Here is a 25662-nt window from a genome sequence, read left to right as displayed (position 1 = left end):
GAGCTTCATCGACCGGCAGGTCATCAAACGCCGGAACATCCTGCAGCGCGTCAAGCCCCGGTACACTCGCCAGCAACTCCTCAGCAGATGCAGGGGGTTCGGTCGCGAGCTTCCGACGACGATCACGCTTAGCCCGCGCCCCCGTCGTCTTTTTCTTCGCTTTAGCCTTAGCCTTGCCCACAGATGCCTCCCAGCACAAAACCACACAACTGAGCAGGTATTTTAAATCAAAAAGAGCTGGCCGGGCAAAGCCCGACCAGCTCACAAACTTTCCCTCAGCCAATGGTCCCGAGAGGTTATCCGAAGGCCCGCCCGCCGGGAGGGGTTTCTTCCGAGCGATCCCGCAGCGCGAAGCGCGAGGACCAGCGAGGAAGAAACCCCGCAGGCGGTCGGGCCGGTGGGAAGGATGGCCTTTCGACCTACTCCTTCTCGACCGCGCGCATGATCGCCTTGTAGATCTCCATCAGCGGGATGATCAGGAAGGCCAGGCCCAGGGCAGCGACAACGCCCTTGAGCTCAAGCGTCACGGGGCCAAAGAACATCTCGGCAAGCGTCGGCTGCACGGTCACGATCACCGTCAGCACCAGTGCCAGCGCGGCGGAAGCCCACAGCCACTTGTTCTGCTTCTTCATGGTGAACAGCGACGCACGACGGCTGCGCATATTGAAGCAGTGGAAAATCTCGACCATGTTGAGCGTGATGAACGCCATCATCACGCCTTCCTCGTCGGCATTGCCGGCGATCATATCGGCGATGTGGATGTAGCCCATGTCAAAGTACACGCCCACAAAGAAGCTCGCCAGCACCAGCGCGGTGATGATTAGGCCCTGGACCACGCAGTCCAGACCCATATGTCCGGCAAAGACACCGTCCTTGGCGTTGCGCGGCTTGCGCTTCATGATGTCGCCCTCGGCATCCTCCATGCCCAGCGCAAGCGCGGGGAAGCAGTCGGTGACCAGGTTCACCCACAGCAGCTGCACCGGCTGGAAGATGGTAAAGCCGATGAGCGTGGCGATAAACACCGAGAACACCTCGGCAAGGTTGGCCGAAAGCAGGAACTGGATGACCTTGCGGATGTTGTCGTAGATGCGACGACCCTCTTCGCAGGCGCCGATGATGGTAGCGAAGTTGTCATCGGCAAGTACCATGTCGGCGACGTTCTTGGTGACGTCGGTACCGGTGATGCCCATACCAACGCCAATGTCGGCGCGCTTGATGGACGGGGCGTCGTTGACGCCATCGCCCGTCATGGCCACGATCTGGTCGCGCGACTTCCAAGCCTCAACGATGCGGGTCTTGTGCTCGGGCTGGACACGGGCGTACACGCCGTAGTTCTCGATGTGCGCGTCGAGCTCCTCGTCGCTCATGCGATCGAGGTCGGCACCGGTGATGGCTTGGCCGCGATCGGCGACGATGCCCAGCTGCTTGGCGATGGCCACGGCGGTGTCGATGTGGTCGCCCGTGATCATGACGGTGCGGATACCGGCGTCGTGCGCCTCGTGGATAGCGTCGGCCACCTCGGGACGGACCGGGTCGATCATGCCGGACAGGCCACAGAAGACCAGGTCATGCTCGAGCGCAGCGGGGCTGCAGTCGTCGGGAACCTCGGTGTAGGTGCGGCTTGCCAGCGCCAGTACGCGCAGGGCCTCGTCGGCCATGGCCTTGTTGGCCGCCACGAGCTCGGCGCGGCGCTCCTCGGTCAGGGGGACGACCTTATCGCCCTCGTAGATATGGGTGCACAGGCCGATCACCACGTCGGGCGCACCCTTGGTGTACTGCTCGTACTCGCCATCCAGGGTCTCGACGACCACGGACATCATCTTGCGGCCCGAGTCAAACGGGGCCTCGCCCACGCGCGGATGCTCGGCAGTCAGGCCAGTGAGGCCCGCCTTGCCGGCGTCGTTGACGAGCGCGCACTCAGTCGGCTCGCCCACGGCCTCGCCCAGCTCCTCGTCCCACTGAGCATCGGAGCACAGCGCCATGCCGGCCAGGAACTTCTCCTTGGGCGCAGCGAGCTCGTGCTTGACGACGGTCATCTTGTTTTGGGTAAGGGTACCGGTCTTGTCGGAGCAGATGGTCTGCGTGCAGCCGAGAGTCTCGACGGCAGAGAGCTTGCGGATGATTGCCTGGCGCTTAGCCATCTTGGTCACGCCAAGCGATAGCACGATGGTCACGACGGCGACCAGGCCCTCGGGGATGGCAGCGACGGCGAGCGAGACGGCGACCATAAAGGTATCGAGCAGGGCGGTCGGGTCGGTAAGAACGTTGCCCACGCCGTGGCGGATGATATCAACGCCAAAGATGACGACGCAGATGACGATAACCATAATGGTAAGGATGCGGCTGAGCTCGGCGAGCTTCACTTGCAACGGCGTGAGCTCTTCCTTGGCCTCGGCCAGGGCGCCGGCGATCTTGCCCATCTCGGTGTTCATGCCGGTGCCGACCACGACGGCGCGACCACGGCCGTACACGACGGTGGAGCCCATATAGCACATGTTCTTACGGTCGCCGAGCGGCACGTCATCGGTGCCCGCAGCGAGCTCGATCACGTTGGCGTGCTTCTCTACGGGCACGGACTCGCCGGTGAGCGCGGCCTCTTCGATCTTCATCGTGGCGCTCTCGAGCACGCGGCAGTCGGCCGGGACGGAGTCGCCCGCCTCGAGCATGATCACGTCGCCGGGCACGAGCTCGGCGCTCGGCAGGTGCACGAGCTTGCCGTCGCGCAGCACCTTGGACTGCGCCGCACTCATCTCCTGCAGGGCCTCGAGGGCCTCCTCGCTCTTGGCTTCCTGGACCACGCCCAGCACCGAGTTGACGATAACGACGAACATGATGATGGCAACATCGGCAAAGTCGGGCTCGCCCTTGACCATGCCCGTGAGCGCACTGATGACGGCGGCAACGATCAGCATGATGACCATGGGGTCGGCCATCTGCTCAAAGAAACGCTTCCACAGCGGTGTCTTCTCGGCTTCCTCGAGCTTGTTAGGGCCTGTCTTGGCGAGGCGCGAAGACGCCTCGTCGTTGCTCAGGCCGAGGTTCTCATCGACACCTTGGTCGCTGAGCACCTCCGCCGCGGCGGACAGGTATTCCTTTTGCATATAGAGTCCCCTCCTGGGATTCGGGCCACTCAGCAGATTGATGCCCGATCATAATTCCCAGGAGAAGGGCAAGGGCTCATCAAGGCTGCCGTGCTGAGCGGCAGTTGATAGTGGAGCTATGGTACCCCAAAGCGACGCGTCTAGCCAAAACAATCGGTTTGGAAATATGGTCCGCACGCAACGGTGCAGACCGTGTGATGCTCAACATTGGTAAAACGTTTTTTCTTCGGCACATCGCCAAACTGACATATCTCCCAGATAGCAGCGGTTGGAGTGGTTGGTAAAGATTTTTCATATACCGTTTTTCCCGCAAAAAATGAACTTCCATTTCGGCATACGGTCGATTTTTTGGGGTATTCGGTCGGCATTTCGTTATAATCATCTCGGTTTTATTTCTTATGGTTTATCTATCAGCGCAAGACGATGTCAGATGGAGGTCTGAATGTACAAGCGCACTAAGATTGTATGCACCATGGGTCCCGCCTGCGATAGCGACGAGACCATCCGCGAGATGATCAAGGCGGGCATGAACGTCGCCCGTTTTAACTTCTCGCACGGCTCCTACGACGAGCACCACGGTCGCATCGAGCGCGTCCGCCGTATTTCCAAGGAGCTCGGTCTGCCTGTCGGCATCCTGCTCGACACCAAGGGCCCCGAGGTCCGCACCGGCCTTCTGGTCGACGGCAAGAAGGTTGCCGTCAAGACCGGCGATAAAATCGTCGTCACCGCTCAGCCCACGTCCGAGGATTTCCACGGCACCTCTGAGCACATCTCCCTCGACTACCTGGCTCTGCCCTCCGAGGTCGAGAAGGGCTCCCTTATCCTGATCGATGACGGCCTGGTTGCCCTCGAGGTCGAGTCCGTCAGCGGCCAGGACATGACCTGCGTCGTTAAGAACGACGGCCTGATCGGCGAGCGCAAGGGCGTCAACATGCCCAACGTCAACATCTCGCTGCCCGCTATCACCGAGCGCGATCGTCAGGACATCCTCTTTGGCCTGACCGAGAACATCGACTACATCGCCGCTTCCTTCATCCGTGACGGCGAGTCCGTCCGCGGCATCCGCAAGCTTTGCCGCGAGAACGGTGGCGAGCACGTGACGATCTTCCCGAAGATCGAGTGCGCCCTGGGCGTCGAGAACTTCGACGAGATCCTCGAGGCTTCCGACGGCATCATGGTCGCCCGTGGCGACCTGGGCATCGAGATCAAGCCCGAGCTCGTTCCCCACATCCAGAAGGAGATCATCGCCAAGTGCAACGCGGCCTACAAGCCCGTCATCACTGCTACGCAGATGCTCGACTCCATGCAGCAGAACCCGCGCCCGACGCGCGCCGAGGTTGCCGACGTTGCTAACGCCATCTACGACGGCACCGACGCCGTTATGCTCTCTGGCGAGTCCGCTGCCGGTAAGTACCCGGTCGAGGCCGTCAAGATGCAGGCCAGCATTGCTCTCGAGACCGAGAAGTACCTCCCGGCCCACGCTCCGCTCGAGGTTCCGGCCGATGCTCACGGCACCCGCGTCGTCAACAACGTTGTGGGTATGTCCGCTGTGAACATGGCCACCACCGTTGGCGCCAAGTGCATCACCGTGCCGACGACCACCGGTCGTACCGCTCGCCTGATCTCGCACTTCCGTCCCAACATGCCGATCTGCGCGTTCTCCCGCCACGAGTGGGCCGTCCAGCAGATGATCATGTACTGGGGCGTTATCCCGCACCAGGCCGAGATTACCCAGGGCACCGTCAACGGCACGATCGTCAAGGCGATCGAGACCGCTAAGGAGCTCGGCTACGTCGAGGCTGGCGATTTGACCGTCGCTACCGCCGGCGATCCCCGCATGAGCGTCCAGCTCGAGGACAAGGTCTCCTCGACCAACGTCGCTTACGTCGCTCAGGTGCGTTAAGTCGTACTTGCAAGCATGTTTGCATTGCAAAGGGCCCGGAAGGCTTCGCCTTCCGGGCCCTTTTTCTGTGCGTCGATGCCTCCCGCACGGCATGACACGCAACCAGCTACTTATGGCATGCTATGAAATGTGCAGCTCGTTTGCCGTGTTTACGCCCTGCGACGGGAGCTGTTGGTCGATTGGGATGAGCTGTTCACTGCCGGGCCGGCCAGCTAGCAGCTAGCGATCAGGGGCAGAGCAGGAACACCGGGTGATGCGACGCGGGCGGCAAATCCCGCCTCGGTTAGCTCGATGACCTCGGTAAACGTTGCATCGAAAAACTCCTCGGTTAGCAGGCGATACGGCGGATGATTGGGCTCGCCGGGGTTTTCGCGTACAATCTCGTGCATAACGCCAATGGTCTTGAGCACATACTCCTTATGGATGGGATACTGCCCAAAACGTGCCGCAGCGGTATACAGACGATCGGTCGCACGCGGGATGGAAACAATGCCGAGCGTCTTACCAAACCAGTCAAAATCGCCCTGCTTTTTAATGCGGAATTCCTCGCACGGCTTGCCGCCGTGCGCCTCCAGGTACTGATTCACGCGCGTATTCCATACGGTATCGGCCACCAGATGCGACCAGACGCCCAGCGTTAAATCGAGCAGCGACTGCGCCACATCTTCGGACGCAAGCGAGAACTCACAGGCGCCGGGACCGGCAACCGGCTCGGCATCCTTGTAGCGCTGGGGATAGTGCACGCGGTTCAGTCGCTCGCGCTCCTCGATAATCGAGGTCGCCGCGGCTGGCGCACCGGTGGGCGAACTTTTAAGCAGCGGCGTCACATAGGTATCCCAGAACTCGTGCTCGCGTGGTTTGGGGATAGGCTCAGGCTTGGCAAAGTGCGTAATGCGGTACGGGATGGGATCGGCGATGCCAGGGACCATATAGCCCACGAAGATATCCGGAACCACGCAGCCAAACAAAAAGGCATTGCGGTCGCGCACGCTATCGGCAAGCGCACTGGTGCGCTCCAGCAAACGCTCCGTCTGAGCGATATGAATGTTCCAGCTTGGCATAGCCACCCCCATAAAAAACCTGGATAACTATACCATCACGGCAAAGCCGCGCGGGCGGCTACGCATCCTCTACGCAGCAACTAGTCCGCAGCACCGCTTTCGGTTCCATACGACGGCACGGGCGCCTCGACCACATGGTGATATCGATCGATATAGATGGCACGGGCCTCCAGGCGGCGCACCAAATCTTGATGGTGCGTACTCATCAAAACCGTCTTACCGGCAGCAACGTAGGCCAGCAAAAAGTTGACTACGATGTCGCACGAGTCCTCATCGAGCCCGTTGGTGGGCTCATCGAGCACTAGGATATCGGGGTTCATCGATACGACTGCCGCCAGCGCAACGCGCTTCTTTTGCCCGCCCGAAAGCTGATAGGGCGAGGCATCGACCAGATCGGCAACCTGGAACAGCTCCATGGCATCGCGGACGCGGCGCTCGAGCTCGTCTGTCGGCAGCCCCATCTGCGCGGGACCAAAAGCAACTTCCTCGCCCACCGTGGCACAGAACAGCTGGGCGTCGGCATTCTGGAACACAAAGCCCACGCGCTGATGAAAACGCTGAGCGGCTGCGGAATCCTTGAGATATGCCGCATCGACCACGCGCCCATCGAACAGGTACGCACCCGCGTCCGTAAGCTCAAGGCCGTTAATAAGGCGCATGATCGTCGTCTTGCCACAACCGTTAGGACCAAGCAGGGCAACGAGTTCACCACGATCGACCTGCAGCGACACACCATCGACAACCGTATGCCCCGCATAGGAGAACACCACGTCGCGAAACTCGATGAGCGGCACGCTCTTGGCGCCAGTAGCACCGCTCGCGCCCATCACGCCATTCGTATCGTTTGCCAAAACGTCGCCCTTCCCTATCCACATCGACGGCTCGGCCGCCCGCGCTACAGCACCACGCACAACACGGCGAGCAGCACCACGACGGCCGCATAAACCGCATCGCGCCAGCCAAAGCCGCTCCGCCCGGGCGCCGGGTACGCACCGGCAAAGCCGCGGCAGAGCATAGCCTCGTCCATCGCGTGGCTGCACTCCATCGCCTTGATAAAGGTCATGCCCATGATACCCGCGATCGAATCGGTACGCGAAAATCCCTCAGGCGCACGGCCAACGCTGCGCAGCATGACCGATTCGCACAGATCGTGCGCCGTGCGTCCCAGCACCTCGATATGCTTGAGTGCCATATCAAAGGTAAAGATGACCTCGTCGGGCAGGCGCAGCATCTTAAGCGCCGCCGACATGCGACTCCAGGTGAGCGTCCACGAAACGCCCAGCACCAGCGACACGTTAATGAACGTCTTGAGTGCAATCTTGAGCATGGCGCCCGTGGCAGACGCGCCTAGCAGCAGGGCAGGCAGTGCCAGAACCACCGCAAGCCCCGTGGCGCCGAGCGCCGGTACAAAGGTCGCACGCAGCCCGCGTACGGGGCGCACGGCAACGAGCACCAGCGCGATGGCCGCCATCAACATGAGGTACAGCGGGCTCTGCGTCAGACACACGCACAGGACGCAAACGAACATCCCCACCAGGCGCACCGGAGCCGAAACGCAAGAAAGGGCGCGGTCGACCATCGACCCGCCCTCGTGCGCGCCTCCACCCAGGCGAACCCGCTCAAGCAGGCTCGCCAGGTGCAGGACATTCTTTTGCATCACACGATGCCGAGCCCCCGCGGGCTCGTAACGCTCCTCGGCCGCAAGCCAACTAGGCAGCTCGGCTATTGCCATGAGCACCGCTTTCCTTGACCGTCAGCGAGACCAGGCGGAATGTGATGGTGAGCACCGCCACGCCAATCACGCCCGAAAGAATATACATCGCAGCCTGGCCGGCAAAGCCAAGGCCCTGCTCCTCGGAATAGGCCTGCAGATAATCGCCCGTGGGCAGGGCGTCGGCAAAGGTCGGGGTATCGAGGCCGACCGAAGCCTGCAGGCTGTCGTCGCCAGCCTCCTGAACGGCGGTCGCGGCGCCCTCGGCGTCCCACTCACCCCAGGCGTCACCGGTGGCGAGCAAGCCGAGCGGCGTAGCCACGACAAGCACGGCGACCAGAATGAGCGTGGGAATCAGGGAAGTCTTCTTGGCGGTACCATCGGCGGCAAGCTGGCCATCGGCGGCTTCGGGGCCGACGATAATGCTCGGCGCCGTCTTCTTAATGAAGCCGTAGATGGCGGACGTCGCCACGCCCTCGATCACGCCGGCAACCAGCATATGCGGGATCAACATGGCCGGAATAGCCACGGACAGCGGGAAGGGGCAGTACAGAGGGGCGCCCGAAGCGTTGGTGAAGAGCATCGGCTGAATACCAAACTCGATTGCCGCGCACAGGGCCGCCAGGCACAGGCCGACCCAACCGCTCACGATGGCAGAAACCGAGGTGCCCCAGCTCTTGTCGTGCAGACGGCTGTTGAGCGCACGGAACACGATAGCAGCGACAAACGGCAGCACAAAGGCCATGTTAAAGCAGTTGGCGCCAAACGACAGAACGCCGCCGTCGCCAAACAGCAGCGCCTGCAGCGCCAGAGCGACCGAGACAGCGATAGCCGCGGCCTCGGGGCCCAGCAGCAGCGCGATGAGTGCGCCGCCGACGGCGTGACCAGTGGTGCCGCCGGGCAGCGGCACGTTGAACATCATGAGCAAAAAGGAGAACGCAGCGCAGATGCCCAGGAACGCCATATGCTCGCGATCGAACGTGGCGCGCACCTTTTTGATGCAGTGAACCCATACGGGCACCATCGCCACCGCCATAACGGCATCGGTCTGCGGGGACAGATAATTATCGGGAATATGCATGAGCCCTCTCAATCAGAACGTTGCGTGTTACGTTTCTAACAATCCGTAACACCGACTCTGCATACTAACAAAAAGGCGCCCCGCCCACAACGCAGCACGCCCTTGCAATACGTACGTTATTAACCCAGGCCCACGCACCGCCCAATAAAGGGCCCTTGCACTCCCAACTATCCGGTCACCCGGAAGAAGGTGCGGTCCGCTCGCAACAAGGTTAGCGCAGGAACCCGCCCCCGAGAGGGGTTTTCTAAGGCAACATCCCGCAGCCGCGAAGCGGCGAGGACGTTGCCGTGAAAACCCCGCAGGGGGCGGGTTCCGAACAGCAAAGATTACGAGCGGACCTCGCCGTTTACGCCCTTGCACACCTTGGTGACGATCTTCTGGTGCGCCTTCTCGACCTCTTCGCTGGTAAGCGTGTGGTCGTCGGAGCGATACGTAAGCGCAAAGGCCATGGACTTCTTGCCCGCACCGATGCGGACCGGATCGCGGTAGACGTCGAACAGGCGCACGCCCTCGAGCAGCTTGCCGCCGGCACTGGTAATGCGACGCTCAAGATCCTCGCAGGTCACAGTGTTGTCGACCACAATGGCAAGGTCATGCTCAACAGCCGGGTACTGCGAGAACTCGCGATAGTTCTCCTGGTTGCGGGCGCCCTTGATCAGCTTGTCCAAATCGAGCTCAAAGGCAACGACGACCTCATCGATGCCCATCGCCTCGCGCGCCTCGGGGTGAATCTCGCCGACCCAGCCCAGCACGGTTCCGCCGGACAGAACCTCGGCCGCACGACCCGGCTGCAAGAAAGCGTAGCCCTCGCCCTCGACGGGACGGAAGCGAACCTTCTCGATGCGCAGCTGGGCGAGCAGCTCCTCGACAATGCCCTTGCCAAAGAAGAAGCGCAGCTTGCGGTACTTCATGTTCCAGGACTGCTCGCTCCACTGGCCCGAGAGCACACCCGCCACGGACTTGGTCTCCTTGGGCAGGCTGGCGTTCTCGCGACCGTGGAACAGGCTGCCGACCTCGTACAGATGCACGTTAGGCGTGCCGTGGGCCTCGTTGTAGGCCACAGACTGCAGCAGACCCGGCAGCAGCGAGCGGCGCATCTCGGTCTGCTCGGCCACCAGCGGGTTCATGAGAACCACGGGGCAGCCGCGGCCCTCGGTGGACATACCGATCTTCTCCAGGTCGCCCGGGGCGGCAAAGCCAAAGGTCGTGGTCTCGTTGAGGCCACAGGCGCGCAGGATCTCGCCGACCTTGCGGGTGAGCTTCTGCTCGCGGGTCAGGCCGCCGATGTGGTTCTTGGCAGCCGGGATGGTCGCCGTCACGCGGCCCATGCCCCACAGGCGCAGGACCTCCTCGATCAGGTCGATCTCACGCGGCAGGTCGGGACGGAAGCTCGGCGGCGTGACCATGAAGTCCTCGCCGTCGCGCTCGACGGTGCAGCCCAGACGGGTGAGCGAACGCTCGATAAAGTCGGGCTCGATGTCGGCACCGCAGATGGCATGCACGCGGGCCAGGCGCAGCCTAATGCTGTCGATGGTCTTGGGCGCGGGGAACACGTCCACATAGCCGGGGGCGACCTCGCCGCCGGCGATCTCCTCGATAAGCGCGCACGTCACATTGGCGACGTCCACGCAGCCGGTCTCGTCGACCTGGCGCTCAAAGCGGATGGAGGCGTCGGAGATCAGCGACAGGTCACGGCTGGTGTGCGAGGTGCGACCGGCGTTGAAGCAAGCGCTCTCGACCATCACGTCGACGGTATCGTCCTCGATCTCGGAATCCATGCCGCCCATGACACCGGCCAGCGCCACGGGACGCTCGCCGTCGGTGATGAGGCCCATGCCGGCGTCGAGCACACGCTCCTCGCCATCGAGCGTCGTGAACTTCTCGTCCTGCTGGGCGGCGCGAACCACCACGCGACGGTGGCCATCGCGCTCGGCAAAGGTGTCGAGGTCAAAGGCGTGCAGCGGCTGGCCGGTGAGCATCATCACGTAGTTGGTGATGTCGACGATGTTGTTGTGCGGGCGCACGCCCAGGGCGTTGAGGCGCTTGACCATCCAGTCGGGCGACGGGCCGACCTTGACGTTGCGCACGATGCGGGCAACGTAGCGGTCGCACAGGCCCTCGTCGGCAATCTCGACCGAAAGCTCGTCGTCGGTCGCGCGGCCGGTCTCGGCCTTGATGGCGGGCAGATCAACGTGGAAATCGCGATCGAAGATGGCGCCGGTCTCGCGGGCCATGCCGATCATGGACAGGCAATCGGGACGGTTGGGCGTGATCTCGCAGTCAAGCACAGTATCACTCGAGCCCACGTACTCGGCAAACGGCATACCGCAGGGCGTGTCCTCGGGCAGAATCATGATGCCGGAGTGGTCGCCACCCAGTCCGAGCTCGCGCGCAGAGCAGTTCATGCCCATGGACACGACGCCGCGAAGCTTGCTCTTCTTGATCTTGACGTCGCCGGGCAGGACAGCGCCGATCATGGCCGTGACGATGTGGTCGCCGGCCTCGAAGTTCTGCGCGCCGCAGACGATCTGCAGCGGAGCGGGGTTGCCATCGGCGTCGAGGTTCTTGTCGCCCACGTCGACCGAGCACACATACATGTGGTCGCTATCGGGGTGCGGGGTCTTGGTGAGCACCTTGGCGGTCACCACGTGGTCGAAGGATTCTCCCACGGTGTCAATCGCCTCGACCTCGGTGCCGGTACGGATATATTCGTCCGAAAGGGTCTTGGGATCCTCCGGAATATCGATCATGGTCTTGAGCCAGTCGTAAGAAACGCGCATCTAACTGGTCTCCTTTCATAAATGCGGCTTTGAGCCAAAAACTGCAACGGAGACGGGTTTTCCAAGTGCCGCAGATTGCCTTGAAAGAGGAGGGCCGCGTACTTAGGTACGCAACCGACGATTGAAAGGCAAGGTGCGGTGCTTGGGAAAGCCGCCGGGCCTAGAACTGATTTAAGAAGCGCATATCGCCCGTCATGAGCGTTCTGAGGTCGGGCAGGTCGTAGCGCAGGGCCGCGACGCGTTCGGCGCCAATGCCAAAGGCGAAGCCGGTATACTTCTCGGGGTCGATGCCACAGTTGATCAGGACGTTGGGGTCAACCATGCCGCAGCCCAGGATCTCGATCCAGCCGCTGTGCTTGCAGAAGTTGCAACCCTTGCCGCCGCAGACGTGGCAGCTCACGTCCACCTCGCAGCTGGGCTCGGTGAAGGGGAAGAAATGCGGGCGGTAACGCGTCTTGCGGTCCTCGCCAAACATGCACTTAACAAAGTAGTCGAGCGTGCCCTTCAGATCGCCAAAGGTAATGCCCTCGTCGACGACCAGGCCCTCGATCTGGTTGAACTGCGGCAGGTGGCAGGCGTCGGCCGTGTCGGGACGGTAGACGGTGCCCGGGCAGATCATGTAGATGGGCGGCTTTTGCGACTCCATGGTGTGGATCTGCACGCCCGAGGTCTGGGTGCGCAGCAGCACGTCGGACTCGCCGTGGGCGTGAGCCTCGGGGTGCGCGACGCTGCCGGGGTTGTTGTCGACCACGTAGAAGGTATCGCGGGCCGAGCGGCTCGGGTGATCCATGGGGGCGTTGAGCGCAGTGAAGTTGTAGTAGGAGGTGTCGACCATGGGGCCGGACTCGACGGTGTAGCCGATGCCGCAGAAGATGTCCTCGGCCTCCTCGATGATCTGCTTGATCAGGTGCTGGTGACCGATTTGCGGACGGATGCCCGGCAGCGTGATGTCGACGGCCTCGTGCTCGAGTGCATGCTTGAGAGCGGCGGCCTTCATCTCGGTGGTGCGCTCGTCAAGCATGCCCTCGATCAGCTGGCGCATCTCGTTGGCGCGCTTGCCCATGACGGGACGATCCTCGGGGGCGAGCTTGCCCATCATGCGCATCAGGCCGGTGATGCGGCCCTTGCGGCCGAGCAGCTCAACGCGCGCGGCCTCGAGCTTTGCGGCGTCGTCGGCGCTAGTGACGAGCTCCTTGGCCTCTTCCTCGAGTTTGACCAGATCATCAATCAGACTCATGTCTTCCCTTTCGTCTCTCGCGCATCCGCTTGCCGGGGCGGCTGGCACCGCCCGATGCTTACGAATGTGCGGCCCGGTTCGGTAACAAAAAACCGTCCTCGGGCATGTGCATTGCCCAAGGACGGTTGAATTCCGCGGTACCACCTTGTTTGACCCGGCGGATGTCTGGCCCGCCGCGCCCACTCTTTGCCCCTTTTCGCGAGGCTCACGGCTTCCCTACTGGGGCTTTGCCGCCGCGTGGCCGCGCGCCCGTTGAGGTTGCTGCTCGGGAGTGAACGCTTGGCCCTTGCCACCGCAGGAAGGCTTGCAGCCCATGACCTTCCCTCTCTTGCCGGCGACGCGGCGGGCAAAACCCTCTCCGTCAACGCATTGGGCTATAGGATACCACATCCTGCGTGCACATCGCCGCGTTCCGTTTTGTTCGCGCTGGGTACAAGGCAAGTAGCTGTGCAAACTGGCCGCGCCGCCGCATGCGACGGGCGACCTGCGAGATTAAGGATATAGCATGGGAAAGAAGCACGATAAGAAGGCCGAGGCCGCCGTGGGCAAGGCGTCCAAGGGCATGAAGATCGATAAGGCCGTCAAGAAGTTCCGCAAGCTGGAGGGCAAGCTGTGGACCCGCGAGTATCTGCTCAAGATTGCCGAGTTCGATGGCGCGACGATTGCCCCCGCCAACGGCGCCGCGGCCCGCGCCGACGCCATGGGCACCCTTGCCGGCGAGCATCACAAGCTCCTGACCAGCAAAAAGTCTGTCGAGCTCGTGCGCTCGCTGGCGCGCGAGACCGTCGCCGGCGGCAAAATCGACGACCCTCAGCTGCTCGACGAGATCCGTGTGCTCGGCCGCGATCAACGTGAGGCCAGTGCCATCCCCACCGAAGAAGCCGAGGCCTGGACCAGGCTCACCTGCGAGGCGGACGCCGTGTGGCACAAGGCCAAGGCAGCCAACGACTGGGCGAGCTTTGAGACCTATGTGGATAGAATCGTCGCCCAACTTAAGCATCAGGCCGAGCTCATGGACCCCAAGCGCGATCCATACGACGTTTGGCTCGACCAGTACGAGCGCGGCCTTTCCGCCAAGAGCTTCGATGCGTTTTGCGATGAGGTCAAGGCCACGGTCGTGCCGCTCGTGCACGCCATCGGCGAGCGCGGCCAGCAGCCGGCTGCCGACTTTTTGCACGCCCACGTGCCCGAGGCTGCCCAGCGCGCCATGAGCTTCGACCTTATGAAGCTTGTCGGCCTGGACCTGGACGACACCACGCTTGCCTTTACCGAGCATCCGTTTAGCGAGGGCTTTGCCGTGGGTGATGCGCGCATCGCGACGCACATCTACGAGGACGACTGCATCTCCAACGTCTACAGCATCATCCACGAGGCCGGGCACACCATGTACGAGCTGGGCGTCAATCCCGCCTATGCGCGCACGTGCTTGGAGGGCGGCACCTCCATGGGCATCCACGAGAGCCAGAGCCGCTTCTTTGAGAACACCGTTGGTCGCAGCCGCGCCTTTATGGGACCGCTGCTCGAGGTGCTGCGTCGTCACGCGCCCGAGGTCTACGGCGACGTCGACGAAGACACGCTCTACCGCGCCGTGAACATCGCGCAGCCGTCGTTGATCCGCACCGAGGCCGACGAGCTCACCTATCCGCTGCATATTATGGTGCGTTACCAGATTGAGCGTATGCTGTTTGCCGGCGAAGCCACGGCCAAGGACATCCCCGTGCTTTGGAATCGCTTTATGGACGAGTACCTGGGCATTCCAGTTCCCGACGACACGCACGGCTGCCTGCAGGATACGCATTGGAGCGGCGGTTCGTTTGGCTACTTCCCCACCTATGCGCTGGGCAGCGCCTACGACGCCATGTTTGTGCCGGCCATGTGCCGCGACGGTGTCGACCTCAACGGCGCCTGTGCGAGCGGCGATCTGACACCCGTCCGCGCCTGGCTGGGCGAGCACATTTGGCAGTGGGGCCGCGCCAAAGACGCGCCGGAACTCATCAAGGGCGCCTGCGGCATGGCCTTTGACGCCCGCTACTACTGCAGCTACCTGCAGGACAAGTTCACCACGCTGTATCAGCTGTAAAGCTTAGGCGACACGCCAACGCAAAGGGGGCGCCGCGGGTTGGTTCCGCGGCGCCCCTTTTTCATCTAAGCCAGAGACCCGGTACTTGGGGACGTTCCTTTCATGCCGGCACAATAGGAACGTCCCCAAGTGCCGGGTGAAATTGAATGTCAGATTGCCGCTTGGGGCCGTTTGCAGCGTCGAGCAGTTACGCGGTTTGGTAAAACAGCGTAACTAAAGAGCTTCCAAAGCACTTGCGATGCGCTTCATGGCGGCATCGGCGGATGCTTGGTCGGGCGCCTCGGCCAGCACGCGGATAACCGACTCGGTTCCGCTCTTGCGCACGAGCACGCGGCCCTCGCCTGCCAGCGCAGTCTCGGCCTCGGCGATGGCGTTCTGCACGCCCATGTTCTCGAGCGCGGCGTCCTTATCCGCTACGCGCACGGCAACCTGCGCCTGCGGCAGCAGCTTGCACGGAGCCGTGAGCTGCGAGAGCGTCTCGCGCTCGGCACGAATCACTTCCATCACGCGCAGCGAGGTCATAATGCCGTCGCCCGTGCGCTCGATATCGCCAAAGATCGTATGGCCCGTCTGCTCGCCGCCCAGGCTGTAGCCGCCCTCGCGCATCTTGGCATACACGTGACGGTCGCCCACGCCGCTGGTCACGGCGCTCAGTCCGGCAAGCTCCAGCGACTTGACCAGACCAAAGTTGCTGGCGATCGTCGGCACCACGGTACCGCCCGAAAGGCGACCGTGCTTGTTCAGATACACGCCACACACGTACAGGATCTGGTCGCCGTCTACCACGCGACCGCGCTCGTCAACGGCCAAGCAGCGATCGGCATCGCCGTCATAGGCAAAGCCCACGTCCAGGCCCTGCTCCACCACGTGGCGCCGCAGGCGCTCCATATGCGTGGAGCCGCAGTCGACGTTGATGTTAAAGCCATCGGGCGCGGCGTTGATCGCGCGCACGTCGGCACCGAGCGCGTCAAACACCGGCTTGGCCACCGAGGAAGCCGAGCCGTTGGCGCAGTCGATACCGATCTTGACGCCCTGCAACGAAAAGTTCGCGCTGGCGATGAGCGAAGCGATGTAGCGGTTGCGGCCCTGCATATAGTCCACCGTGGCGCCGATGTGGTTGCCCGTGGCCAGCGGCACCTCGCTCTTGCCATCGACGTACTCCTCGATGAGCTCCAGTACGTCCTCGTCCATCTTAAAACCGTCGCTATTGACGAGCTTAATGCCGTTATCGCAAAACGGGTTGTGGCTCGCGCTGATCATGATGCCGCAATCGAAGCAGCCTTCCACGGTCTGATGCGCTACGCCCGGCGTGGGGATCACGTGCAGCATATAGGCGTCCGCACCGCTCGCGACCAGGCCACTCACCAGCGCCGCCTCGAACATATAACTCGAGCGACGCGTGTCCTTACCCACGATGACACGCGCCTTGCGCTCGCGGTTGGCGCCGTAATACCAGCCCACAAAACGGCCAATCTTATAAGCGTGCTCTACCGTCAGCCCAACGTTAGCCTCACCGCGAAAGCCGTCGGTGCCAAAGTACTTCATGCGCTCTCCTTACAAAATAGGGGCGAACAGATTGCCTGTCCGCCCCAAAATGGTACTCGATTATCTGCGCTACCAGAAAAACCCTACGCCGACGCGCTGTCGCGAGCCGCCTGGCATGTAGGAGTCTGACGCAGCGTAAGCGGCTTGTCCCCCGCCTCGGCTGACGTGGTCAGCGTATATGTGATCGTCGTCGTCTCGCCAGCATGCAGGTCAACGGTGCCCGAATAGAAGGGGATTCCATGCCACGTAGCGGCGCCAAGACCAAACTGGGTGCCCTCGACGGTCAGATCAGTAATGTTGCCGCCCGTCGGGGCAAACAACGAGACATTCAGACGCTCGTCGTCGCGCGCGGCATCGGGCGCGCTCGCCGCGACGTAGTCGGGCAGTTTGCCTGCCTCCTCCTGCGTCATGATGTTCGTCAGGGTAACGGTGATGCGATACGAGCACGTGCCGTCGCCGTTCTTGACGCCCTGGCCAATCTGCGTATCGGCGTTCAGGTACCAGTCGAGCTTGGAGAAGCTCAGGTTGTTAAAGTAAACGCCGGCAACGGGCTCGGCACTCGGATCATCCGGATCGGGCAGAGAAGCGTCAATGCCCGTCTCTTTGATGGCATTCTGCTCATCATCGTTTCTCATCCAAGCAATCAGACGGCCCTCTTCGGCACCGCGCTCGAATGCACCGACAAGCTTTGTAACGTCGACGTCACCGATGCCACCGAGAATCTTGTCGAAGGCGGCGCTGGCAACAGCCGCAAAGATGCCATCCGATTCCTCGACCGGATAGTTCCAGTACACATCGTGCATGAGGACCTTTGCGGCGTTGGTGCCGTCGACAACCGTTCCGTCGGGCAGCGACACGTTACCGACCAGGCCCAGCAGATACTGCAGGAACACCGGGTCGATGCCGACGACGCCATCAACGTCCTGCCCATATTGGGACTTCCACAGCGCGGCGACACGCTGCGAGTTGCGGGGCCAATCAGGCGAATAGGTATTGCCCGAGTTGTACAGGTTACTGTGGTTGCCGAACAGCGCCTCATCCTCTTCGTCGACACTCTCGACTGCCTCATCCTCACTGAGCCCAATGCGGGGAACAAACTCGCCAATCGACATCTGGCCGTCGGTGACCGAAATCAAACCTTGCGAACCGCCAAAGCCGCCGCAGGCACGAATTTCGACGTTGTTCATGGCGTACACAAGGTAGTTACGCGTCTGGCCGTTGGCGCCGAGCATCTGGGGAAGGACGGGGGCGACCTTCTCCGCCGCGTCAACCGCGCCGTTGAGGGTGGCAAAGCCGTCCTTGGCCTTATCGACCAGCTCGGTCACCTGGGAAATATGAGTATCGCCAATGCCCTGGATCTTCTCGTTGGCGCTCTTGAACACCTTCGAGCTGCTGGAAAGCGAATCGGCGACCGCCTGCAGCGCGGACACGTTAATCATGCCGTCCTGAAACAGCTTGCCGGGCGTGGCCTGCGAAAGGTTATCGGCCATGGGAACCAGCGCATTGCTCGAGACATCGGACAGGGCGTCGATCATGGTGCGGGCCGCATTGATGTCGCTGCCATACACCGGGATAAACGAAGCCGCCGTCCACAGCGGGCTCGAGGTCTCCGCCTTCATGCTGTCGCAGAGCTCATCGATCTTCTTCGCGTCGTCAGGCAGCGTCGAAAAATCGCCCGACGTGACCTTGTCCTTAAGGCCACCGACGATCTCGACAGCCTCCTTCGCTTCGCTCTTTACGGTCTTTGCCGAGTTAAGCAGCATAAAGCCGCTTGCGCCAAGCACAACGAGAAGCACCGCGACTACAGCGGCAATAATGGCGCCAGTGTGACGCTTTTTGCGCTCGCCCTTGCGATGGCGATGACGGACCAGACCGTCAGAGGTCGAACTCGACGAAGCGTCGCTACCGTAGTTCAAGCCAAAATCGTAATAATCTTCCTTGGAACCCGAGCCCGCAAACTGGGCACCGCTATCATCCAGGCGGGCGAACGTGCCGGTCTCGGAGGCGCCGGTGTAAATCGTGCCAAGGTTACCCGTAAGCCCCGCGCCACCGGCAGAGGGGGTATTGTTGGCTGCCTTGCCGGCATTAACGTTGCCGGCGGCATTCGCGGCGTTGGCGGCACTTGCGTTGTTCGCAGGTACCGAAGGAGCCCCGCTCGGCTGCGACGTGGAGGTCGCACCGCCCGCAAAGACATTCCCTCTTGCACGGCCGGTCTTTTTTGCCTTTTGAGACTGCTCGTACAGAGCGGTAAACATCGCCGTCTCGCCCGGGGACACGCGCTTACCGGAACCGCCCTGCCCAGCGCCGCCCGGCGTGCCGGCCTTACCAGCCCCGTTCGGACGCGGCGGAACTGCAGGACGGCCGCTATCGCTGCCCTTAAAGTGATTACCAGCCATAAAGAAATCCTCGCAATTGAGTCGCAATGAAAAAGTCCATAACGTTACTAGTTTATGGCATTTTGAGCATCGACAGCTAAACTCCAGACACGGACATCAATTGGCGAAAATGTGGCACAGCACCTTTTCCGTCTTGGCGCCAGCTACACCGTGAGGAACACCATCGCGATAATCATGGCAAAGCCCGCCAGGTCGGTGGGCAAAAACACCGTTCCCAGCATAAGGGCGCTGGTGATGGTGGCCGAAACCGGCTCCATGGTTCCAAGGAGGCTCGCGCGCACCGAGCCAATCTCCTTAACGCCCTGCATGTAGAACATATAGGCGAAGAACGACCCCACCACAATAAATATCGCGAGTGCACCGACACCCGAGGGCCCGAGCGCCGGCATATGCGCCCACGGCTGGGTAAAGATACTCATCACGATTCCCGCCGAAAGCATGGCCGAGCCCGTGACGACCGGGCTTCCGTATTTGTTGAGGATTCCGGCAGGGATGATTGCTATGCAGGCACCGCCCACGGCGCACAAAAGGCCCGCAAGCAGACCCATCGGCGAGATGCTGAGCGTACTGGGGTCGCCGCCCGTGGCGATCAAAAACGTTCCGCCCAAAGCGAGCAAAATGCCAAGCGCCTCGCGCGTGCGCGGCAGTCGATGCGCGGTGACGCAGGCATACCCCATGACGACCACCAGCTGCAGGCACTGGAAGACGGTCGCGGTGCCCGCGTTGGTCAGGCGCACGGCTGACAGATAGCAAAGCTGGTTGAACAGCAGACCAAAAATCGTAAACAGAATGAGCTGCTTGCGATCGGCGGGGGTAGTCCACAGCTCGATCAAGCGGTCGCGGTCTTTTCTGAGCACAACGAACATAAAGAGCAGGCCAGCGATAACTTGGCGCACGCTCATCAGCCAAAACGTCTCGATATGGCACACGTCAAAGAGGTAGCTGGCGCTGGTGCCGGAAAAACCCCAAAACGTACCGCCGACAAACGCGGCGAGCGTACCCAGGGCCATCTTGCGCGCCTGGGCGTCGTTGAGGCGGTCGCGCCATGCGCGGCGGGTGCTGCGGCTCAGCTCGTCAGTTCCCTCGGGCACGACAAAATCGGCCGCCGCCGTCATCGGTACCGAAGCCTTTTCGCGTGCGTGCTGCGCCGTGCGCTCCTGCTCCATTCCACTCCCCCGAAATCAATTGGCAACAAAGCGCTCAAACTGTAGCACGAATATTGATATGGAAATGCGGACGATTCAGAACATATACGAGCGTCCAAACTGTAGGGACGAAAGGCGCGGATAAGCTATGCCGAGTGGTTGGAATCGTCTAGGGCGCCGGAGGCGGCTTCCGCACTTCCCTCAGCATGCTCGCCATCGTCCCGGTCCTTGTCGCTGTCCCGGCCCTCCTGCTCGCGACGGCGCTTTTCGCGAATCTGCTCAACGGCGGCTCGCAAGGCGGCCTCGTCCTCGGCGCGTGCCACCTCTTGCGTTGTCTTGACCATATGGCGAATCTCGAGCACCAGCAGCACGATCAGCGGCACCACGATAAGCGGAAAGAACAGCAGCGGATTGGTGAGCAACGAGACCACCACGCCCAGCCCCGCCGAGACAAAGACCACGCGCCCCACCACGTCGGCGGCGGGCACGGGCGCAGCATCCTCGACCGGATTGGCATCGCCCTTGGTGCGGTAAACCGGCGTGCCGTCGGCCGCATCCTCCACGGCAACGATGCGATGCGTGTTGAGCGAACCCTCCAGCGCGTCATCGGACGAATGGAAGGTGATGATGTCGCCGACCTGGTAGGCCTGGCTGTTGTCGGTATCGACGACGATAAACGAATGCACGGGAATCGCCGGCTCCATCGAGCCGGTCAGCGTGCGCATAAAGCCGTAGCCCATGATGGTGGGAATCTCGCCGGCGGGCGTGAACACCGTGCGCAGCAGCACCACAAAAGCGACCAGGATCACCACGGTCGCCAACACGTTGATCACGCGGAGCACGTGCTTCATCACTTGTCGGCGTCCTTTGCGGAAGGCTCGACGTCAGTGGCGTCAGATGCCGAAACGTCGGTCTCATCTCCCTCAACGGTCGTGGCGACATCGCCCTCGGCGGCCTCTCCGCGCAAGCGAGCCAGCAGATAGCGCGACAGGCTGTTGCCCTCGGCACGGCGCTCGGCGCGGGCGCGATCGCGCTCGGACTGCTCCAGCTCGTGTGCCAACGAGTCCAAGCGTTGCTGCATCTCCGCGCGAGCGGCCTCGAGCTCGCGCTCGTGCGCGGCCTTGGCGGCGGCGAGTTCCTGCTCAATACGCTCCCCTGCCTCGAGCTCGGCTGCGGCGGCACGCGCGTCGGCGTCGGCATGAGCCTCCTCGGCGGCACGCGCGGCGGCATCGCGCTCGGCAGCGGCAGCGGCGACCTTCTCGCTGGCATCCACCGCGGCCCGCTCCACCGCAGAATCGGCGGCCGCGCGGGCGGCATCGATTGCGGCATCGGCCGCCTGCTGAGCGGCGGAAACCTTCTCCTCGGCAGCGGCAACGGTGTCGGCAAGCGCCTGCTCCGCCTCGGCCGCGGCGACGTCGGCAGCCTCCTGCGCGGCACGGGCATCGCGCTCGGCCGCCAGCCGCACTTCCTCGATCTGCAGCTTGGCGGCGTCCAGCTTGGCATGCAGTGCAGCCGCTTCCTTGGCAGAGGCCTCACGCACGGCGGCGAGCTCGGCCGCAGCAGCGTCCTTGGCGGCCTGCAGCTCGGCAGCGTCGGCAGCCGTCTTGGCAGCCAGGGCCGCAGCGGCATCGCTTTTGACCTGCGCGATCTGCTCGGAGGCCGCCTGCTCGGCGGCCGCAACCTTTGCATCGGCATCAGCGTGAGCAGCCGTGACCTCGTCATCGGCCTCGACGCGCATCTGCTCAAGCTGTGCCGCCGCAATCGAGCGCACCTCGGCAGCAGCCTCCTCGGCAGCTTTCTTGCCCGCCTCGACATCCTCCAGCGAACCTTGCAGCTCCTCAACATCAGCCTCGGCCATCTGAGCGCGCTGCGTCAACGCCAGCTCGCGCGTCTTGGCCTCGTCCAGCTCGTCGACCAGGTCGTCGCGCTCGTCGGTCAACGCGTGCGCCTGCACCTTCCAGGATTTCACCTGGCCCTGCAGCTCCTCGATCTGCTCGCGGGCCTCGGCCAGCGCCTGCTCGGCATCGAGCTGGGCCTGCGTGACCTCCTCCACAAACACGCGACGGACCTCGACATCGGGCAGGTCGGGGCTATCGACCTGCACCTCCTTAATCTCCTTAATAAACTTGGGCGCCACCGGCGCGTGTTGCACGCTTTCGAGCTCCTGCAGGTTGCGCTCGTCGTCGGTCAGGCTCTTAAAGACGGCGTAGTTGTTAATGAGGTTGGTGTACATCTGCACCATGTACTCGTCATCGAACGCCAGTGACTGCTGCTGCACGTCGATGTTGTAGCCCACCTTGTCGTAGCGCTCCATAAACTGCCACAGCTGGTAGCACTTGCGGTAGTTGGGGTCCTTCATGATGAGGTTGGTGCGCTGGATGGGGCTGCGGACCGCGCTGCACCCGTTCATGATCTGGCAAAACGACGCGCCGCGCAGCGCCATGACCAGACGGCGCACACGGTCGATGCGCATAAAGACGTCCATGTTGTCGGCGTCGTTCTCGGCAAAGCTCTGGCGGTTTTTGACCGTCATCTCGACGTTATACTCGATCTCTTCGTACGCGTCGTCGATCTTGCTGTGCATCTTAAAGCGGTTGCGGATCTCATTGCCCGTCGACCAAAAGATCACGTCGGTGCGCTTGTCCACAAACGTCAGCAGGCGCTGAATCAGGTGGTAGATGAAGCGGTTCTCGTACAGATCGTAGGTCTCGACGGTATTGACGTTGAGGATGCGCGTGGGATGGACGCCGCCATCGTCGCTCGGCGCCAAAAACTGCGTGTTCTGGCTCAGGTGACGGACGCTGTCGGCGCTGATCTTTTTGGCGAGCGAGACCGGCACCACCTCTTCCTCGGTGGTGATAAAGCGCCGCGGCTTTTCGATAATGGTGTTGATGGCGTCGAGCGAGTCCTCGATCATGCTGATCCATTCCTCGTCCACCACCTTGACGAGCTCCTCGCGCTGCTGCTCGATCGTGGTGCCCGAGGCCTGCGCCATCTCAAACAGATAGCGGAAGTAGCGGTTGTCCTCCTGGATGGGCTCCATCTGCTCGGAGAAGCTGGTATAGAGGTCCTGAATGGTCTCGGACATGGGTTACTCCATAGATTGGATCGATCGGAAAGGGGCGGGGCGACATCACGCCGCCCCGCACTTACGCCATTAGTAGAAGTTCTGGATCCGCTGCAGGTACATGACGGAATCGGGCAGGCCGCCCTCGCCAAAGGTCTTCTCGATGTACTCGATCAGGCCCTTCATCTCGTCGCGCACAAAGCTCACGTTCATGGACTCAAACTTCTTGAGCACCTTGCGGGCGATGATGTAGTCCATGCCGCCCAGCTCGGTGCCGCCGCACGCCACGTACACGGGGATAAAGTCGTACATCTGCTTGATGATACGGTTACCAAAGGCCAGCTTAAAGCGGGTCTGCAGGTACTGGTCCAGCTTGTGCATCTTCTGGAGCAGCTCGTCGTCGATTACGTACTCGACCTTAGCCTTTTGGAACAGATACTGCAGGTGGTCGGCCGTCACGTGCACGCGCTCGTGCGGCTCGCATTCAAACGCGTCGGCACGCTCGTTGAGCTCGATGGGGATTGCACGGTCGTACACCTTGTCCGTGATGGTAAAGGTGGAGTCGTCGTTGTTGGCCGTGCCGATGAACCACAGGCTGTCGGGGATGGTGAGCTTGCCGTCGTGCAGAGCCTTGGGATCGGCGGCCCACTGGGTGGGGACCAGATCGAGTACCCACTCGTCGTGGCTGGGCATCTCGAGCACCGACAGGATCTCGGCAAAGTAGTACTCCACGCGGGCGAGGTTCATCTCGTCAAGCACGATCATGGACGGGTCCTGGCGAAGGCCCGCCTCGTACACGGCGCGGAGGAACTCGGTCTCGTTAAAGCGCTTGGAGAACTCGTTAAAGTAGCCCAGTACCTCGGTGCGATCGCGAAAACTCGGCTGCACCGACACGATGGTCGCGGGGTTATCCAGATAGCGGCTAAAGCTGTAGGGCAGCGAGGTCTTACCAGTACCCGAGATGCCCTCCAGGATCAGCAGCTTGGAGGCGGCCATGCCGGCCACAAAGCGGCGGATGACCTCAGGCGTGTAGTAGAGCTTCATCTGGCTGCAGGCGAACGCGCGGAAGCTGTCGACAAAGTCCTCCAGCGAGATGGCATCGTCGTAGGCCGGCGATTCCCAGTCGCGGTACTTAAGGTCCACAAGGGACAGCTTGGGGAAGCGGTTGGCCTGGGCGATCTCTTTTTCCTCGGCAAGGGTCTTGGCCTCGACGGTGGCCTTGGCCATGGCGGCCGCGGCATCCTTGACGCCCTCGCCATCGAGCGCGAGCGACGCGTTGCCCGACATGACGGCCGTCGCCGCAGCGCCCTCGCCAGCAGCCGTACCGGCGCCCGCAGCGGCGCCCACCACGTTGCCCACCGTGGGCAGGTGGTCGTCGGCCAGGGCCGAGGCACCCACGTACGGAATCTGCTTGGTGCCGCCCATGGCATTGACCTTGAGCGCCAGCAGCTTGTTCTTCTCGTCCATAAGGTCGAGCACCTGCTTGTTCAGGCGGCCGATCTCGCGATAGAGCGCCTTGTTGGACGTGTCGTCGCGATGCAGGCGGCGGTTGATGCGGTAGCGGTGGACCAGAATGGCCACGATCAGCACGGGAACCGCGATGAGCATGGCAAACAGAATGACCGCACCGATCTTGCCCACCAGGTCAAACGTGGTGAAGTAGGTCATAAAGATGTTGAAGTACTCAACCCAGCCAAACACCAGCAGGTTAAGGATAGAGCTCACGACGGCAACGACGTTATAGACGACCTTTGCCAGCAGCTCCCAGGCAAATCCCAGAAACTCACTCACCGTCGGTATCCTCCTGCTTGGTCGCGTTCATCGCCGCCTCGGCCTCGGCCTTTAAACGACGGGCTTCCTCGAGCTTGGCCTCGGCCTGGGCGAGCTGCTCGGCGGCGTTATCGGCGGCAACGGTGGCGGTGTCACCCTTGCCCTCGGCGTCCACGATGGCAGCCGCGGCGGCCAGGCGGTCCTCCTCGGCCATAGCGCGCTTAAGGTTCATGCCCACCACGATAAGGTGATACACCTGGTAGATAAAGAACAGCAGCATGGGCAGGACAATCACGATGAGGAAGCCCATGGAGCTGGACAGGAAGTCCATGACCTTGCCCATCTGCGGCAACGCGAACAGGTACTTACCAACGATGTCTCCGTCGCTGATGATGTGCGTATCGGCCACGTCGTTGTTGTCGCCCTTGGTGGTAAAGCTGCGCATGCCGTTGACCTCGTCGATCGCGGCGATGCGGTGCGTGTTGAGCGCGTACTCGTTGTCGATGATGGTGTGGAACGTCACGATGTCGCCCACCTCGAGCTTGGAGGTGTCGCACTTTTGGATGACGATGAGGTCGCCCTTGTTAAACGTGGGCGCCATGGAGTCGGACTGCACGGCGAGCGGGGTGAAGCCGGCGATGTCCGAGACGCTGCCGTCCTCGCGCGTGGCGAGCGTGGTGAACGCGTACAGGGCCGCTACCAGGATGATGATCCACATGACGACGCTCAGTGCGATGGGTGCGGCTTTTTTAACAGATTGCATGATGTCCCTTACTACCGTGTCT

At 62.1% G+C, this 25662-nt stretch carries 16 protein-coding genes; 2 read left to right on the top strand and 14 right to left on the bottom strand.

Annotation, left to right across the window (positions count from 1 at the left end; genetic code table 11):
• Positions 1-419: 419 nt before the first annotated feature.
• Positions 420-3101, bottom strand: a complete 2682-nt coding sequence (locus DW645_RS02670; RefSeq protein ID WP_118226150.1) for a cation-translocating P-type ATPase — start codon at positions 3099-3101, stop codon at positions 420-422.
• Positions 3102-3543: 442 nt separating this feature from the next.
• Here DW645_RS02670 and pyk point away from each other — a divergent pair, with 442 nt between their 5' ends.
• Positions 3544-5004, top strand: a complete 1461-nt coding sequence (gene pyk, locus DW645_RS02665) for a pyruvate kinase (protein ID WP_117563711.1) — start codon at positions 3544-3546, stop codon at positions 5002-5004.
• Positions 5005-5216: 212 nt separating this feature from the next.
• Here pyk and DW645_RS02660 read toward each other — a convergent pair whose 3' ends face one another.
• The 6 genes from DW645_RS02660 to pheS all read right to left on the bottom strand — a co-directional run bounded on the left by DW645_RS02660 (position 5217) and on the right by pheS (position 12874).
• On the bottom strand, positions 5217-6065 hold the full coding sequence (locus tag DW645_RS02660; RefSeq protein ID WP_118226148.1) for a hypothetical protein: 849 nt from the start codon (positions 6063-6065) through the stop codon (positions 5217-5219).
• Positions 6066-6145: 80 nt separating this feature from the next.
• Complete coding sequence (locus DW645_RS02655; protein WP_233540697.1) at positions 6146-6916, bottom strand: energy-coupling factor ABC transporter ATP-binding protein; 771 nt, start codon at positions 6914-6916, stop codon at positions 6146-6148.
• A gap of 44 nt (positions 6917-6960) precedes the next feature.
• On the bottom strand, positions 6961-7797 hold the full coding sequence (locus DW645_RS02650; protein WP_118226172.1) for an energy-coupling factor transporter transmembrane protein EcfT: 837 nt from the start codon (positions 7795-7797) through the stop codon (positions 6961-6963).
• Positions 7775-8857, bottom strand: coding sequence for a cobalt transporter CbiM (gene cbiM, locus DW645_RS02645; protein WP_118226145.1), 1083 nt, complete (start codon positions 8855-8857; stop codon positions 7775-7777). Before cbiM ends, DW645_RS02650 begins: the two co-directional genes overlap by 23 nt.
• Positions 8858-9183: 326 nt before the next feature.
• Positions 9184-11637 (bottom strand): phenylalanine--tRNA ligase subunit beta, encoded by a 2454-nt coding sequence (gene pheT / locus DW645_RS02640; protein ID WP_118226144.1) that lies wholly within the window; start codon positions 11635-11637, stop codon positions 9184-9186.
• A gap of 160 nt (positions 11638-11797) precedes the next feature.
• Complete coding sequence (pheS, locus tag DW645_RS02635) at positions 11798-12874, bottom strand: phenylalanine--tRNA ligase subunit alpha (RefSeq protein ID WP_118226143.1); 1077 nt, start codon at positions 12872-12874, stop codon at positions 11798-11800.
• A gap of 505 nt (positions 12875-13379) precedes the next feature.
• Between pheS and DW645_RS02630 the strand changes: the two genes are divergently transcribed.
• Positions 13380-14954: a carboxypeptidase M32 gene (locus DW645_RS02630; RefSeq protein ID WP_118226141.1), complete on the top strand. Its 1575-nt coding sequence runs from the start codon at positions 13380-13382 to the stop codon at positions 14952-14954.
• Positions 14955-15167: 213 nt separating this feature from the next.
• Here the strand turns inward: DW645_RS02630 and glmM are convergent, their stop codons facing one another.
• The 7 genes from glmM to DW645_RS02595 all read right to left on the bottom strand — a co-directional run bounded on the left by glmM (position 15168) and on the right by DW645_RS02595 (position 25640).
• Entirely contained in the window at positions 15168-16499 is a 1332-nt protein-coding gene (gene glmM / locus DW645_RS02625) for a phosphoglucosamine mutase (RefSeq protein ID WP_117786090.1), read from the bottom strand.
• Between the two features lie 83 nt (positions 16500-16582).
• On the bottom strand, positions 16583-18895 hold the full coding sequence (locus tag DW645_RS02620) for a DUF4012 domain-containing protein (RefSeq protein ID WP_117790185.1): 2313 nt from the start codon (positions 18893-18895) through the stop codon (positions 16583-16585).
• 143 nt (positions 18896-19038) lie between these two features.
• On the bottom strand, positions 19039-20061 hold the full coding sequence (locus DW645_RS02615; RefSeq protein WP_199575473.1) for a DMT family transporter: 1023 nt from the start codon (positions 20059-20061) through the stop codon (positions 19039-19041).
• Positions 20062-20186: 125 nt separating this feature from the next.
• On the bottom strand, positions 20187-20891 hold the full coding sequence (locus DW645_RS02610) for a signal peptidase I (protein ID WP_117786088.1): 705 nt from the start codon (positions 20889-20891) through the stop codon (positions 20187-20189).
• Positions 20891-23128, bottom strand: a complete 2238-nt coding sequence (locus DW645_RS02605; protein WP_118226139.1) for a DUF2357 domain-containing protein — start codon at positions 23126-23128, stop codon at positions 20891-20893. The genes DW645_RS02610 and DW645_RS02605 overlap by 1 nt, the downstream gene beginning before the upstream one ends.
• 69 nt (positions 23129-23197) lie before the next feature.
• Entirely contained in the window at positions 23198-24898 is a 1701-nt protein-coding gene (locus DW645_RS02600; RefSeq protein ID WP_117786086.1) for a hypothetical protein, read from the bottom strand.
• Positions 24891-25640 carry a signal peptidase I gene (locus DW645_RS02595; protein ID WP_117634337.1) on the bottom strand — a complete coding sequence of 250 codons (750 nt, stop codon included), beginning with the start codon at positions 25638-25640 and terminating at the stop codon, positions 24891-24893. Before DW645_RS02595 ends, DW645_RS02600 begins: the two co-directional genes overlap by 8 nt.
• Positions 25641-25662: the final 22 nt, after the last annotated feature.

Source organism: Collinsella sp. AM23-17 (assembly GCF_003470945.1).
GTDB classification, from domain to species: Bacteria; Actinomycetota; Coriobacteriia; order Coriobacteriales; family Coriobacteriaceae; genus Collinsella; species Collinsella aerofaciens_O.
This window is presented reverse-complemented; position numbering and strand designations above follow the sequence as displayed.

Excerpts from the sequence above, each read along its gene's own strand:
- DW645_RS02670 (WP_118226150.1), bottom strand. The coding sequence starts at position 3,101 with ATGCAAAAGGAATACCTGTCCGCCGCGGCGGAGGTGCTCAGCGACCAA.
- pyk (WP_117563711.1), top strand. The coding sequence starts at position 3,544 with ATGTACAAGCGCACTAAGATTGTATGCACCATGGGTCCCGCCTGCGAT.
- DW645_RS02660 (WP_118226148.1), bottom strand. The coding sequence starts at position 6,065 with ATGCCAAGCTGGAACATTCATATCGCTCAGACGGAGCGTTTGCTGGAG.
- DW645_RS02650 (WP_118226172.1), bottom strand. The coding sequence starts at position 7,797 with ATGGCAATAGCCGAGCTGCCTAGTTGGCTTGCGGCCGAGGAGCGTTAC.
- cbiM (WP_118226145.1), bottom strand. The coding sequence starts at position 8,857 with ATGCATATTCCCGATAATTATCTGTCCCCGCAGACCGATGCCGTTATG.
- pheT (WP_118226144.1), bottom strand. The coding sequence starts at position 11,637 with ATGCGCGTTTCTTACGACTGGCTCAAGACCATGATCGATATTCCGGAG.
- pheS (WP_118226143.1), bottom strand. The coding sequence starts at position 12,874 with ATGAGTCTGATTGATGATCTGGTCAAACTCGAGGAAGAGGCCAAGGAG.
- DW645_RS02630 (WP_118226141.1), top strand. The coding sequence starts at position 13,380 with ATGGGAAAGAAGCACGATAAGAAGGCCGAGGCCGCCGTGGGCAAGGCG.
- glmM (WP_117786090.1), bottom strand. The coding sequence starts at position 16,499 with ATGAAGTACTTTGGCACCGACGGCTTTCGCGGTGAGGCTAACGTTGGG.
- DW645_RS02620 (WP_117790185.1), bottom strand. The coding sequence starts at position 18,895 with ATGGCTGGTAATCACTTTAAGGGCAGCGATAGCGGCCGTCCTGCAGTT.
- DW645_RS02615 (WP_199575473.1), bottom strand. The coding sequence starts at position 20,061 with ATGGAGCAGGAGCGCACGGCGCAGCACGCACGCGAAAAGGCTTCGGTA.
- DW645_RS02610 (WP_117786088.1), bottom strand. The coding sequence starts at position 20,891 with ATGAAGCACGTGCTCCGCGTGATCAACGTGTTGGCGACCGTGGTGATC.
- DW645_RS02605 (WP_118226139.1), bottom strand. The coding sequence starts at position 23,128 with ATGTCCGAGACCATTCAGGACCTCTATACCAGCTTCTCCGAGCAGATG.
- DW645_RS02595 (WP_117634337.1), bottom strand. The coding sequence starts at position 25,640 with ATGCAATCTGTTAAAAAAGCCGCACCCATCGCACTGAGCGTCGTCATG.